The sequence below is a fragment of the Thiothrix fructosivorans genome, assembly GCF_017349355.1.
GTDB classification, from domain to species: domain Bacteria; phylum Pseudomonadota; class Gammaproteobacteria; order Thiotrichales; family Thiotrichaceae; genus Thiothrix; species Thiothrix fructosivorans.
The window spans coordinates 296,404-310,802 of sequence record NZ_JAFMPM010000008.1 but is presented as its reverse complement, the minus strand read 5'-3'; the positions used below and the strand labels follow the sequence as shown (position 1 = coordinate 310,802).

The following is a 14,399-nucleotide window of genomic DNA, read 5'->3' as shown; positions in this document are numbered from 1 at the left end:
CAACTAATAAATAATTTTGCTTGCACATGAATCAAAATTATTTATAATGAGAGTGGCGATATTACGTCATTCGTTCCAATTTTTAATCCATAGGGAGAAAACCCATGAACAAATTTCTCAAATTATCCACTACTGCTTTGCTATTGTCTGGCATTGTCATGAGCAGTGCAGCATTTGCTGCTGCGGTTAAAGCGCCTACATTACGTGCTGATACTGGCACAACCACTACTGATACAGCAGTGGATATTGATGTTGCAGCAAATGACAAAGACCCTAGTGCCGTTATAGATGGCTACACTGGTGGTAAAGCACGGTATGGTTCTGTTGTTTGTGATGGTGGTACTTGCACTTATACGCCAAACCCAAGCAAAGCCAAAGGTAAGAAAACCGACAGCTTTACTTACACTGTCACATACAAAGATGCAAGAGGCAAAACCCGTAAAAAATCAGCACGCGTTACTATCCACCTGAAACCAGCACCAGTATCGGGTGCTGCTTAACATTCAGTTGTAAGTTCAGATAATTATTATCATGAGTGAAGAAACCCTCCCTAGTGGAGGGTTTCTTTTTATGTATTAAACAATAAACAATAAATAAGGTTCTATAGCCGCTAAATCAATTTCATTACCAGCCAAATCCGTAATGGATGCGGAATCAGCAAACTGTACCCCTACTTCCCCATCAGTCGCCCCTGCCTTGACAGTGACATTATAGTTCCAATAAACCCAATCATCTTCTGTAACCATCTGCTCTTTAACACCCGTAATAGAAGCTAATGCAGCATTAGTTACCATCAAATCACTTTTATCAAAACCCGCCAGTTTTTCATCACTGGTAAATTGCAATACAACGGATTGACCATTAGCTACTTCATCAGATTCTGGGGATTCTCCAAAAAACATATCAGCATAATTGTCATAGGTAAACGTTAGTGCAGTCGAACCGGAGGTTTTCCCTGTCAACTCATTGACTTGACGGAATTCAATCGTGTCCTTCCAACCATCGACAGGTGAATTTTCTAATGATAAATTAGCCAACTCATATAAGCTCTCAATGCTAATAGTTTCTGATGTTCCATCAATAACTAAGCCCTCAATATCGATCCAATCAATCGACCCTTCTGGTAAACTTTCTGAATTGGCTTTGATGCGGAATTCAATCGCAGAATCAGATCGAATGGCTGAAATATTAATATCACCATTATTTGTAATATAATCACCTGCTTTACCAGTATCTTCTACAAGGCTAACTTGCAGATTACCATTGCCTATCCAAAAACCTGCCAGTGCTTCTTCAGCCAACGCCGCAACATTCAAAGCATTACCCGCGACATCCGTCACTGCTGCATTTTTCGCAAAACTCAAGGACACATCCCCACCGCCTGTTTTACTCGCCGTCAGCGTCACATCATAAGCGACTGTTCCATCCTTTTGCACAACCTCTTTAATTGCACCAACAGATGCCAATGCAGTATTGCTCACCACAAAGTCACTCTTATCCAAACCAATCAACTTTTCATTGCTGATGATGCGTACCACGCTGGATTTGCCATTCGCAATACTATCAGCCTCTGACGGAACAGAGCTATTCAAGACTTCTGGTGCTGTCGTATCATAAGTCAACACAACTTTTGTCGCCGCTTTTTGGGCATTACCGGCGGCATCCACTTGACGAAGTTCTAATGTCCCTTTGAAATCACCTGTGAGCAAATCACCCGTCTTAAGTAACGTGGTTTTACCATCAACGGTTAATAAATCTGTAGCAACCGTTTGCCATTGTTTAGCCGTGCTGTTATACCATTCAACCGTAGCACCTGTTTCCAAGCCTGTCAGTTTCAAGGTCGCGTCATTGGTAATCTTATCGCTTTTCTTACCTGTATCATTAGCAATAGCAATTTTGAGTGCACTAGGTAATTTATTATCCACCGTAAAACTCAATGATGAAGCCACCTCACCTTGTTTCACTTCTAAAACATACTGTCCTGCTTTGCTGGTTGCCGGTAATAAGAAATTACCAGCGTCATCTAATAATTTAGCATCGAAACTGGTACCCGCTTTACCAATGACCTTCTCTTTACCTTTCACGATAGACTTCAGTGTATAAGTCACAGCGCCGTTAGCCAGATCAAACCCCAGATTAATGTGGGCGTCATTGGTAAGATTATCACCAGTCTTACCACTATCTTTTACCAATGAAATAGACATAAATTAATATTCCCTGTTTGCATACCTATAAAAAAAACCCGTAATGTAAACTTAATTACACCACGGGCTATTATAGATTATGCATATATATTAATCAATAATAATTATTGATCGATTCAGTTAATCTTCATTAAATGCATGGTTAAACATGTTCGTGATCGGCTGTAATAGATATTGTAGGAAAGTGCGTTCACCCGTTTTAATCGACACCTCAGCAGGCATACCTTGCACTAACTCCAAATCATGCTTACTCAATTCCTTCACGCCTTCTGGTTTAATTTCAACGCGTGCCTGATAATAAGCCTGTTTCGTGGTGGGATCAGTCAACGTATCTGCTGACACCAATTTGACCGTAAGCGTTCACGCCCTCTATTAGGCATTCCAGCGAACTTGTAGTAAATTCACCCCATCCCAACAGCGAGTCATTTACCCCTTGTTAGCCGCCGTTCCTACCTTACCCACGACACTGGATGAAGCGCATCAGGTGATCGTGCGCCAACAGGAACGGATAACTGAGTTGGAGAAGCAAGTGGCACGGGTGGCGGTGCTGGAGCAACAAGTCGAAATGCTGCAAAAACAACTGGAAGAACTGGTTGCCAAATTCGGCAGCAGTTCGCGTAACAGTTCCAAAGCGCCGTCCTCCGACAGCCCGGAACAACGGGCGTTGCGTCCCAAACGCAAGGGGAGTAGCCGCCCACACGGTGGGCAACCGGGGCATCCGCGTCACGAACGGGCGTTATATCCTCCCGAACAAGTGACCCGTACCGAACAGTATTTCCCTGAAAGCACCTGTTCCTGTGGTGGGGCAGTGGCGATTGATTGGGGAAACCCTTACCGCCATCAGGTCACGGATATTGCTCCACCGCCGCCACCGGACGTGACGGAACACCAGTTTTATCAGGGTGTTTGCCAATCCTGCGGCATCAAGCACCACAGCCAGTGGCCGGATTGGGTGCCGAGCGGTCAAATGGGTGCAGGCGTGATCGCCTGGGTGGTGATTTTGAGTGGTCAGTTCCGCCTATCCATGCGCCAGATCCAGGTTCTGTTGTGGGAAATGTGCCACGTGCGTTTTAGCACTGGGGCTATCAGCAAGGCGCAAGGCAAAGCCATTCCGTGGATGGGGCCGCTATACCGTCAAGTAGGTCAGTATGTACGCGGACAAGCGGTATGCCACGCCGATGAAACCCGCCATTATCGCGGTACGAACACTTACTGGTTATGGGCATTGGCTGACCATAGCGTGAGTTACTTCATGACCCATTACTCACGCGGCAAGGCCGCCGCCGATGCCTTGTTGGGCAGCTTTACTGGCTATCTGGTCACCGACCACTTCAGTGGTTACGGCAACGTCCCACCCGAACGGCGGCAACTGTGTTGGGCGCATTTGATCCGCCACTTCCGCAAAATGGCGGGGCGTTGCGGCGAAGGGGGAAGCGTGGGCAAACGCCTGTTGTTACTCGCCTATACCACCGTCCGCACCCATCACCGCTGGCAACAACAACCCGATGAAGCCGCTCGCTACCAACGGCGGATACTCCGCTTGCGCCGCAGCTTCCAAGCCACGCTCAACAAAGGCTTGGCATTGGAGAATTGCAAACGCACCACCAACCAATGCAAGCATTTGCTCAAGGATGAGGCGATGTGTTGGACTTTCCTCAAGGATAGTCGCATTCCCCTCACCAATAACCGTGCCGAGCGGGTGATCAGGCCGTATGTGCAATGGCGGAAAACCAGCTTTGCCAGCCAGTCGGCACAAGGTGACAGATTCCGTCCAACGGTGATGACCGTGCTGGGGACGGCACGTCAATTGGGGATGAATATGGCGATATTGATGCGGGACATTTGCTCACAAGGCTTGGCTCATAAGTCTGTCTCGGTGCGCTTCCCTTTGGCTCAACCGTTAGCTTCTAACCCGCTACAGACGGCGTGAACGCTTACAATTTGACCTCACCTGGTGTTACTTTTAAGAACGAAGCAGACGCAAACGCAGGAAAACGAATATCAGCTTCTTGACCAGCATGAACTTTATCAATATCACTAATGCTTACACTGGCTTCAATCTGGAAGCTATCAATTTTTGGCACAATATCCAAAATACGCGCACCGGGATCAACCACCCCACCCTTCGTATGGTAAACCAAATCGACAACTGTACCCGCTTCAGGCGCAACCACCACGGTTCTTTCTAAACGACCATCAACCGCCCCTAAACGATTCCGCAAATCCGTAATTTTTAAACGCACGTCACCTAATTGTGCCGCAATTTCTTTATTACGCTGATTTTGTTGGAGTAGTAATTGCTCTTCCGCTTGACTACTTTGTACTTTCAAATCAACTTTAGACGATTCTAAGCCCGCAACCTTAGCGGCTGTCGCCAAACGGTTACGATCCGCCTCATTCAATTGCATATTACTGATCAATTTACGATTAAATAAATCCTGTAATTGTTGAGCCTCTTTCGCATAAGACGCTTCTAACGAACGTTCGGATTGAATTTGGCTCTCAACACCCTGAATTTGTTCACGGAGTTGGGTCACCTTCTGCCGCAAGATGCGATTTTCAGAATCAGCCGCTGAACGACGCACCTTAAACTGTTGCAATTCATCTGCCATGATTTCCCGCGCCCGCGCCTGTGTTTCGGCATCTTTGAGCAATTCAGGTGGGAATATCGGTTTACTCTGCCCTTCTAGCTCGGCATTCAAACGGGCTTCCAACCCCAAGTAACCGAATAATTGGTCTGACAGACTACTTTGATCAGATTGCGCATCCGTGGGATTAATCACCAACAATTTCTGCCCTTTTTGCACATAATCGCCATCTTCGACCAGAATATCTTGGATCACCCCACCTTCACGGTGCTGTACCACTTGCTTTTTCATATCGACAACAACACGCCCCGGTGCAACTGCCGCACTGCCTAATGGAGCAAGTGCCGACCACGCGGCGAAAACACCAAACACACCGATAATAATTGTTGTCCCTAAGACCTGATAGCGACGGTCATCGGTATCCAAATTAATCACATTATTCAGTGGAGCCACCTTAGCTTCTGATACCATTGCAGCAGGTATTTGAGCAGTTGGTATGGTTGCGAGTTTGTGCATCATTTTCCTGTCGCCTCACGAGTAGGTAATTGTGTGGTTTTACTGGCCATTTTTGCTAAGACCTGTTGACGATCACCAAACATAGCGACCGTACCATTGACCAGCACCAAGATTTTATCCACTTTGCTTAAAATGCTGGGGCGATGCGAAATGGTCAGTACCGTTGTGCCACGCTCTTTTGCCTGTTCTAAGGCACGGAATAATGCCGCTTCACCCACCTCATCCAAATTGGAATTTGGCTCATCCAAGATAATCAATTGGGGATTTTCATAAACAGCCCGCGCCAAACCAATCCGTTGGCGCTGACCACCGGATAAAGCACCACCGGAGGGACCAATCACCGTGTCGTAAGCATTCGGCATTTGCAGAATCATCTCATGCACGCCAGCTATTTGTGCCGCTTCTAATACCTTGCCCGCATCCACTTCATTGAACCGTGCAATATTGTCAGCAATCGTGCCATCAAATAATTCAACATCTTGTGGCAAATAACCGATGTGCTTAGACAATTGTGATAAATCCCAATGGCGAATATCTGCACCGTCTAGGCGTACTTCACCGTTAACTTGCGGCCATAAGCCCAACAACGAACGCACCAATGACGATTTACCCGACCCACTCGGCCCAATAATCGCCAATGATTCACCCGGTTTCAGGGCAAAGGTAATACCACGCAACACAGGTGTTTGTGAACCGGGGGGTAATACGGTTAAATGACTCACATCCAACTTACCCTTCGGCGCGGGCAGTGCCATACGCGGTGCTTGTTTTGGGAACGTTTCCAATAATTTATTCAGTCTATCCCATGATTGTTTGGCAGACGTAAAGCCTTTCCAACCGTTCACCAATAAATCCAAAGGTGCTAACGCACGACCTAACAGGATAGAACCGGCAATCATCATCCCGCCGGACATTTCCATATTAATCACCAAATAAGCGCCCACCCCTAAAATCAAGGACTGGGTAAACATACGCACGCTTTTAGACATATTGGACAATGCACCGGCACGGTCACTGGCTTCGGCTTGCCATTGCAATGACTCAGCGTGCATCCCCTGCCAACGTTGAAAGATACCTTTTTGAACACCCAAGGCTGCCGCGACTTCGGCATTGCGTAAGCTACGTTCCAATAACAAACGCGATTGCACGCCTTTACCGTGCGAGGCTTTGATCAAAGGTGAGGTTGCCTGATCCATCCAAATCGCCAATCCAGTGATCAATATGCCGCTTGCCACACCGAACCAGCCATACCAAGAATGGAACATAAACATCACACCGATGTAAACGGGAAACCACGGGGCATCGAAGAAGGCAAACGCGCCATTGCTGGAAACAAAATTACGAATGGTATTCAGGTCATTCAATGGCTCAATGGAAGCCTGACGCGGATTTTGTAAGGCGTTGCGGAACATGACATCGACGATGCGCCCCTGCATCTCGACATCCATCCGTGTACTGATACGCGCCAAGATGCGGCTGCGGGCGAATTCCAAGAATGCCATCACCGCAAAGATAACCGCTACAATCAGTGTCAACATCAACAAGGTGCTCTCACTACGCCCGCCCACCACACGATCATAGACCTGTAACATGTAGATAGAAGGTGTCAAAAACAGCAAATTGATGAAGAAACTGAACACCCCGACGTATATGAACGAACGGCGCGACAGCAACAGCAATTCCTTGAGTTCGGAATGCGGGTTGGAATCGGCTTTTTGCTTTGGCTGCATGAGAAAGACCCTGTTTAACAATGTTTGTTATAAAGTCATACATTACCATGCCGTCAATGCTGCTTATGTGACTGGAGTCACGCCTGACCACTCAAGTCAATAGAAAAATTTTATCAAAACGCACAAACAAAAAAGGCCGGGTCAAAGACCCGGCCTCTTAGTGCCAATGACAGCAACTTAGTGGATATTACGCTGCTGCAACGTACTCACCACCAACACCAACGTTACCATTGTCAAATGCCGCAGCCAATTGGCTATCAGTAACACCTGCCAATTTAACGATGAAGTCAGCCGCTGGAACGTAATCTGGATTAATTACTTGTTCATCAGTAGCAACATCAAGCGGTGCCAAGTAAGCATCCACTGCCAAGTACTTGTTACCCGCATAAGTGAACTCTACTGCCATTGCATCTGAACCCAGAGTATCAACACCAGCATCATCATCAAGCAGAGTTGCAAAGAAGTCAGTCAAGGCAGCTTCAGCAGCATCCAACAATGACGCTTCATCAGCGTAATCCGCACCTACGTTGTCAAAATGCACTGCATCTTGACTAGCGGTCATCGCATCAACAGCCGCTTGGTCACCGGATTGGAACGTGAAGTTAATGCTATCTTGATCGCCAGTAGCAGTGAAAGTGAAGTCATTGACACAATCAACGGTTTCTGGAGTTTTACCAGAATCACCCGTTGTGAAGTCAAAGAGGTCATCACCAGCACCGCCAGTCAGGCTATCAACACCGGAGTTACCGTGCAGAGTATCATCGCCTGCACCACCATCCATGGTGTCGTTATCTGCACCGCCTTCGAGGATGTCATCACCTTTGCCACCGTTCAGCGTATCGTTGCCTGCACCGCCGTTGATGTTGTCAATGCCATCACCACCGTTCACGGTATCGTTACCAGTATCCATATTGTAATTTGCACCACCTGTAGTGCCTTTCACAACATCATCACCTGTAGAACCAGTGACAGTCAGGAAATCACCATTAGCATCTTCGGTCGTTTTGATGCTAGACAGGTCATAAGTACCGGCTTCTGCCAATTGGATTTCACCGTAAGCGGCGCCCACTGTGCTCAGGATAGTACCAGTGTCGATACTGAATACGTTTTGATCAGAACCAGCAGCATCACCCAACGCAGCGATGTCACGCAACTTAACACCACCCAAGTCCAATGCAACAACAGTATCAACTGTGCCGTCTTCAACACCGTCAGCATCAGCATCGACAAGAGCATTGCCGTTGATGATAGCAGTAGCTTCACCTGAGTCGCCTGCAATGTTGTGTACATCTTCTTTCGGTGTATTCACACCTTCTGCACCGTGCAGAACAATGTTATCCAAAGTAACAGACTCAGCACCTTCAAAGTCCATAGACTCGATGCTCTTGGTGATTAAACCAGTCATATCAACATTAGCCGTGTCAGCAGGTGCACGGATACTCAAGGAGTCTTCTTCAAATTCAGAACCAACGATGGTAGTACCACCAGCAGCCAAAATTGTGACCCCTTCGTCGCTCAACAACAAAGACTTAGTGCTGTTAGCACCGAAAACGATTTCTTTAAATGTACCAGAAGTATCTGTATCAGCACCATCAGCCAGACCAGTTAAGTCAACACCGGTCATGTCAACACTTTGACCTTTCAGTTGCAGGGTATCTTTAGAAAAGTCACCAACCAAAGCCAAAGTATCAAGCTGTGCCTGACTCATGATCAGAGTTGCTTTAACATTTGAATCTAAACCAGCATCACCTTTTGTTGTAACAGGTGCATTCAACGTAGCGATATTGATCAGCTTAGGAGCGCTCAGATCAAATACGTCACCGTCTTTACCAATCAGCTCTAAAACAGTAGCCGCATCATCCGCTGTTTCACCAGCATCAAGACCGCCAACTACTTCTTTCAACATAGTCAACGTATTGGAACCAACGGTGATAGTACCACCATTGCCCGTTACTTCAACGCGTTCAAAGTTATGCAGAGCAACACCAGTCAAATCCAGATTTGTAGTGGAAGAAACGACTTCATCAAAAATCTCAACACCTTTACGGTCATAGACTTTAGTAGTGTTAGCGTGAATTTCCTTGATACCTTCTGCTGTTGGATCGAAAGCATCACCATCGACGGAGACAGTAGCAGCAGCAGCAACTTCTTCAACACCATCATAACCGACTTTCAAGATTTCAACGCTTGAAGTTGCCAGCGCAACAGCATCCAAATCAATGTCAGCAGCCAGAATTTTCAGGGTATCGTTACCAGATGCACCGTTGATAGTGGAATCAATAACGTTGTCCATGTCAGCAGCAACGATAATGTCATCACCCAAGTAAGCATCGATAGTGTCAGCACCACCCATCATGGTGATAACGTTCGCGTCACGGCTACCAGTGATCACGTCATCGCCTTCAGTACCGATTACGTTTTCTACCCAAGTGATGGTCATGCCATCTGGGCCAGTACCAGCACGCAGGTCAACAGTAACGCCATCAGCGTAGTCAACCATGTTCAGTGTGTCAGAGCCTTCGCCACCGTTGATAGCAGCCGTTTTGAAGTCAGTCACATTGTAAGTGTCGTTACCAGCGCCACCTTGTACGTTAGCAGCGTAATCTACTTTGCTATCGTTCAGATTGAACGTTTGGTTAGTGATAACTGGGTCAACAGGCTTAGTTGAACCAACGATCAAGGTATGTGCTGTTTCAATGGATTTTGGATCAGAAGTGATCGCGTCCATGATAGCTTTTGGATCAGCAGAAACGCCTAATTTCCAGTTGTTAGCAAATTCCAGTGCAACTGTTGCAGTGTTTTCCAAAATCGCTTTGTCAGCTTCGTTGCCAGGGTTGTTAACCGCGTCCAAAATACGCAGAACGATAATGTCACGGCCTACGCCTTTCGCCAGTTCGTTAGTCCAGTAAGTAACACCGGCTGCATCACCAGCGCGGTTCAGGACGTTGTTATAGACATTTTCAACGTATGCTTGATTAGACAAACTCTTGATCGCAGCGTCATCACCTTTTGCACCAGCGTAGATACCGTTAGCGACTGCATCAATACCACGCTTGTCCAATTCGCCAGACCAGTATTTCAGACCTTCATTTTCCATCAGACGACCGAAGTAGCCGACGTACAGTTTAGCGAGTTGTGCTTGTTGTGCTGTTGTTGCCATGAGATAAACTCCTTAAAAAAACATTTGTATTGACTTGGTTGAGAACATTTTTTGGTCATCAGTTGTTTGTATGATCACCATGGAGCATAAGTTAACAAGATAAAGACCGAATTTATGTGACAATCATCACAATGGTTTATTATTTAATGCTCATGAGTAAAATTTATCTAATAAAGGCACTCATTGCCTAACAAAGCTATGCTAGGCTTAACACCATATTAATTGATTGGCACACGGGTCTAATAAAATCATGAAAGCGTTAAGTTTCAAGTCATTAGCTCAAATCCCTCTGCTCACTGATTTGCCAGAAGCACTCATAGACTCGCTCAGTAAGTCCTGTCGTGTTGAACAAGTGAGCAGAGGCGACTACATTATTGAACGGCATGATACCTCTAGACGCTTATTTTTTTTATTAAGCGGTCAAGTACGGATGCTGGATATGAACCGCCAAGGGCAAGAAATTGCGCTCGCCATTATTGATGCGCCCACTCACTTTGGCGAATTGGCGGTTGTTGATGGCTATCCACGTTCGGCGGCCGTACAAGCCACCACCCGCTGTGAGATTGCCTCTATATCCCCTAAGGATGCGGAAACACTCATCTATTCAGTACCCTTAGTCTCAAAACGGGTCATGCAAAACATGGCCGCCGTCATTCGCAAGAACAATCTGCACCGGCTAGTTCTGCAACAACAGAATATTGCTAACCGTCTGGCATCGTATCTATTGGGACAATTGCCTGTCGGCATGACACCAACACAGAAAGTTTGCATCAAGAATATGCCTACACAATATGACTTGGGGATACTGCTTGGCACAACCCGCGAGAGCATCTCCCGTGCCTTTTCGCAATTATCAGAAGAAGGGTTTATCAAGAAAGAAGGTAAAAGCCTGTATCTTGAAAATATAGACGGTTTGCGTGGGCTACTCGAAGATGACTAGTCCAATTGCCAACGGATACCCAGCATCGCGTCAACAGCCGTACTATTGAATATGGGAATGTCGGACACTTGCTCTCGCACCTGCACTTTACCTTCATATGTCATGCGCTTATCCGCTTGCCAAGCAACCCCCAGATTCACCACTTGCTGCTGCAAATTGCGATGCTGTTCACCAAAAACTAACAAGTTATAAGCAGCCGCATCCACTTGCTGACTTGCGCCATAACTCAGTGCGACGGAATAACGCTTAGCCGGTGGAGCTATGTTTAAACGTAAGCGCGTCGAGACTTCATGGTAATCGGCTAAGCGCTCGGCTGATTCAGGCCATTGATAACTGGCATCCATCCCCACCTTGGCATGTTCACCGATGACTGCCAACGGCACACTCAAGCTAACCCGATGATGGCGGGCATCAGTTTCTTCAACCGTAGATGTTTGGTAATCACTATCGGTAAATTGATAGCCTAGCGCAACCTTTCGACCCAGCCATTTAGGTTGAACTTGCACACCTACCGCAATATCTTCGCGATAGTAATCCCCCCCCAATAACACCGCCCCGCCTGACAACACGGCACGCGGTTCGACCTGATTCGCCCACTCACCGGGCTTCACCTCAAGCATTCCCTTCATGGTGATTAGATTGGGGTCATCTTCTTGGTGATTACCGCGCCAAGTGGCGGTCGTATAAGCACGCGTTTCTGCACCATAAACAACCGGTAGAACGTGTTGAGCCGCCACTTCGACATCATGCCAAGACCCCGACCGCGCTTGACGGTTTTCCGATAATTTAAGCGTTTGCCCTTTTAAAACACCTTGATCAAAGGTCAACGCATCAAACCCAACACCATTGTTAACATTATCACTAGCCCCCGCACCCACTGATACTTGTAAGCGGGGCAATGGGCGAGCAGGCACATTAAGGTTTACGGATTCTGCTTGAATAGCTGACTCTTCCTCCATGATGCGCAAAAAGCCTTCGCAGCGTTGCCGGATACCGATGGGGAGATCGGGGAGCGTATTTATCTCTGTAAACAACCGATGCGCTTCGTCAAACTCACGCAACATAAAATAACTTTCAGCCATATCCAGCTTTGCCCCAAGGCATTGGGGATTAGCCTGATAAACAGCTTGAAAAATACTCAATGCCGCGCGAAAATCCCCCTGATCAAACAATTGCACAGCTTGCCCATATTCACCCACAGCAGGATCGCAAGCAAACGTAGGCGTGAGATAAAACAAAGCCAAGCATCCAACAACAGGCAAAAGGGGTCGCTGACATGGCATTCGGGGTTTCCTTTACAGGCTCTAAAACAAGCGTGAGTCTAGAGGGATACACGCTATCTCACAGCATAAATATTGATTTTATGGAGAAGTTTTTTACTATCGGCTGCACCTAAATCAACCACCATTTCTGGCAATAATCGCTGCGCAGTTTCCTCGCCGACTAATATATCACAATCATAAGCACGGGTGAGCTGTTGGACGGCAGACGCAGTATTCACCACAGCCCCCATAACGGTATAAGCATGACGCTGCGCAGAACCCAAGTTACCCACCAACATCGACCCCGTGTTGATACCAATCCCTAAACGTATCTGGATATTTTTCTCGGCAAATATTGCCTGATTCATACGCTGCACGGCAAGCTGCATCATTTTAGCAGCCTCCACAGCGTGCAAGGCATGATCGTTGTCATGCAAAGGCGCTCCCCAAAATGCCATGACTGCATCGCCCATGTATTTGTCCACTGTTCCGCCGTGTTGATGAATCACTTCCGTCAGACCTGAAAAAAGCTCCCACGTAATCGAGGCAACCGCCTCAGGGCTCATGGTATCGGCCATGGTCGTAAAGCCTTGAATATCGGCAAATAATACCGTCATATCTTTACGCTCAGCTTTCAACCAATCCACACCACTGCGATCATTCGCTAAACGCTGTACGACAGGGGCAGGCAAATAATAGCCAAACATTTTACGCACATGCTGATGACGCGCATTAATATCCAGTAAATCACCAATGACCAAATAAGCCATCACCATAATAATCAGTAACACAGGTGGCAACACTTCAACAGCCAACTGGAACTGAGTCCACAAGAGGTAATTACTAACCCCCCACGTAACCAATAATACAGGGCCGACCACGAGAACTAACCAAACTCCCGACCAACGTGCTAACCACAAGATAACCAAGATAATGAAGAGCAAGGCAAGCTGTAACCATGGCTCATTAGCGGGTTGAACTTTGAAAGCTATATTCTGTTGATCCAACATAGCAGCCAACATCGCTGCATGAACTTCCACACCCGGCAAGCCAGAACGCAACGGGCTAGCAACGACATCTGCCTGACCCGTTGCTGAAGAACCAATCAAGACAAATTTGCCCCATAAGTCTACGGATGGATCTTTTTCCAAAATGCGGTACGCTGAAATACGCTCATAGGCGCTATTGGTTTTATCATTAGAATAAGGAATCAACACGTCGCCATCCTTGCTAATTGGGATGGAGAGCAACGCTTGTCCTTCTGCTCCCTTAATACGCAGATGCGGTGAATCCAACCAATGTGCAAGCTGCCCATCCCACTCAACATCATTCACGCCTTGTGCCTGACGCATCACCGCCAAAGCTAACGTATCGTAATAAGCCTGACCCCATTGATAAATGGGTTTGAGACGACGCACTTTACCATCAAGATCCCGTTGCGGCGAAATATGTCCGGTGGTTACATTTGGCGAGAGAAATCCCCCTAAATTTCCAACATAACCATAAGCTTGACCCCACCAAGGCGATCGAGGTGGAATACCATTCGCCCAACTTAAAGTGACACCTTTGCCCAACTCACCACTACGCAATAATGCTTCATCATCGCCTACCTGAAAAGAAACCGCCATGACAGGTAAATTTTCACTTAACGCGTCACTCAACGTTTGATCTGCTTGAGTCCCCTGACATGCCTCGTCCACAAACAGTACGTCTAACCCCATGCCGATCACTTCATGGTGTTGTTTTAAATTCGTCACTAATTCAGCAAATTTTTCTCGCGACCACGGCCAACGCCCCACTTTTTCAAGGCTTTCGTTATCAATATCAATAACAGCAATTAACGGATTGGTGGTAAGAGAAGGGGAGGCAAGCTGCATTCGCCAATCATACGCTAGGTATTCAAGGTGAGTCAGCATAGTGGGGCGCAAGGCTGGCGGCACAACAACGTATGCCCCCAGCACCAACATGATTAGTAATAAGACAACACTACGCGTAACCA

At 47.0% G+C, this 14,399-nt stretch carries 10 protein-coding genes; 3 read left to right on the top strand and 7 right to left on the bottom strand.

The window, feature by feature from the left end:
• The first annotated feature begins 104 nt into the window (after positions 1-104).
• Positions 105-500, top strand: coding sequence for an Ig-like domain-containing protein (locus J1836_RS15705; protein WP_207252077.1), 396 nt, complete (start codon positions 105-107; stop codon positions 498-500).
• Positions 501-575: 75 nt separating this feature from the next.
• Here J1836_RS15705 and J1836_RS15700 read toward each other — a convergent pair whose 3' ends face one another.
• Both J1836_RS15700 and J1836_RS15695 read right to left on the bottom strand, forming a co-directional pair.
• Entirely contained in the window at positions 576-2,204 is a 1,629-nt protein-coding gene (locus tag J1836_RS15700) for an Ig-like domain-containing protein (protein WP_207252076.1), read from the bottom strand.
• A gap of 120 nt (positions 2,205-2,324) precedes the next feature.
• Positions 2,325-2,546, bottom strand: a complete 222-nt coding sequence (locus tag J1836_RS15695; RefSeq protein WP_207252075.1) for a beta-barrel domain-containing protein — start codon at positions 2,544-2,546, stop codon at positions 2,325-2,327.
• A gap of 91 nt (positions 2,547-2,637) precedes the next feature.
• Between J1836_RS15695 and tnpC the strand changes: the two genes are divergently transcribed.
• Entirely contained in the window at positions 2,638-4,134 is a 1,497-nt protein-coding gene (gene tnpC, locus J1836_RS15690; RefSeq protein ID WP_207250294.1) for an IS66 family transposase, read from the top strand.
• A 4-nt stretch (positions 4,135-4,138) separates the two neighbouring features.
• On the opposite strand, the gene J1836_RS15685 is transcribed toward tnpC, so the two are convergent.
• The 3 genes from J1836_RS15685 to J1836_RS15675 all read right to left on the bottom strand — a co-directional run bounded on the left by J1836_RS15685 (position 4,139) and on the right by J1836_RS15675 (position 10,198).
• A complete protein-coding gene (locus tag J1836_RS15685; protein ID WP_207252074.1) occupies positions 4,139-5,311 on the bottom strand; it encodes an HlyD family type I secretion periplasmic adaptor subunit in 1,173 nt (390 codons plus the stop codon).
• Positions 5,308-7,038, bottom strand: coding sequence for a type I secretion system permease/ATPase (locus J1836_RS15680; RefSeq protein ID WP_207252073.1), 1,731 nt, complete (start codon positions 7,036-7,038; stop codon positions 5,308-5,310). Before J1836_RS15680 ends, J1836_RS15685 begins: the two co-directional genes overlap by 4 nt.
• 187 nt (positions 7,039-7,225) lie before the next feature.
• The gene (locus J1836_RS15675; protein ID WP_207252072.1) at positions 7,226-10,198 is read right to left on the bottom strand and encodes a calcium-binding protein; all 2,973 of its coding nucleotides are present in this window, start codon (positions 10,196-10,198) and stop codon (positions 7,226-7,228) included.
• 250 nt (positions 10,199-10,448) lie between these two features.
• Between J1836_RS15675 and J1836_RS15670 the strand changes: the two genes are divergently transcribed.
• Positions 10,449-11,138 carry a Crp/Fnr family transcriptional regulator gene (locus J1836_RS15670; RefSeq protein ID WP_207252071.1) on the top strand — a complete coding sequence of 230 codons (690 nt, stop codon included), beginning with the start codon at positions 10,449-10,451 and terminating at the stop codon, positions 11,136-11,138.
• Here J1836_RS15670 and J1836_RS15665 read toward each other — a convergent pair.
• Complete coding sequence (locus J1836_RS15665; RefSeq protein ID WP_207252070.1) at positions 11,135-12,382, bottom strand: tetratricopeptide repeat protein; 1,248 nt, start codon at positions 12,380-12,382, stop codon at positions 11,135-11,137. The genes J1836_RS15670 and J1836_RS15665 overlap by 4 nt on opposite strands.
• A gap of 92 nt (positions 12,383-12,474) precedes the next feature.
• Positions 12,475-14,367 carry a CHASE2 domain-containing protein gene (locus J1836_RS15660; protein WP_207252069.1) on the bottom strand — a complete coding sequence of 631 codons (1,893 nt, stop codon included), beginning with the start codon at positions 14,365-14,367 and terminating at the stop codon, positions 12,475-12,477.
• Positions 14,368-14,399: the final 32 nt, after the last annotated feature.

Bases quoted from the DNA above. Each gene is read 5' to 3' on its own strand.
- J1836_RS15705 (WP_207252077.1), top strand. From the start codon at position 105: ATGAACAAATTTCTCAAATTATCCACTACTGCTTTGCTATTGTCTGGC.
- J1836_RS15700 (WP_207252076.1), bottom strand. From the start codon at position 2,204: ATGTCTATTTCATTGGTAAAAGATAGTGGTAAGACTGGTGATAATCTT.
- J1836_RS15685 (WP_207252074.1), bottom strand. From the start codon at position 5,311: ATGATGCACAAACTCGCAACCATACCAACTGCTCAAATACCTGCTGCA.
- J1836_RS15680 (WP_207252073.1), bottom strand. From the start codon at position 7,038: ATGCAGCCAAAGCAAAAAGCCGATTCCAACCCGCATTCCGAACTCAAG.
- J1836_RS15675 (WP_207252072.1), bottom strand. From the start codon at position 10,198: ATGGCAACAACAGCACAACAAGCACAACTCGCTAAACTGTACGTCGGC.
- J1836_RS15670 (WP_207252071.1), top strand. From the start codon at position 10,449: ATGAAAGCGTTAAGTTTCAAGTCATTAGCTCAAATCCCTCTGCTCACT.
- J1836_RS15660 (WP_207252069.1), bottom strand. From the start codon at position 14,367: ATGTTGGTGCTGGGGGCATACGTTGTTGTGCCGCCAGCCTTGCGCCCC.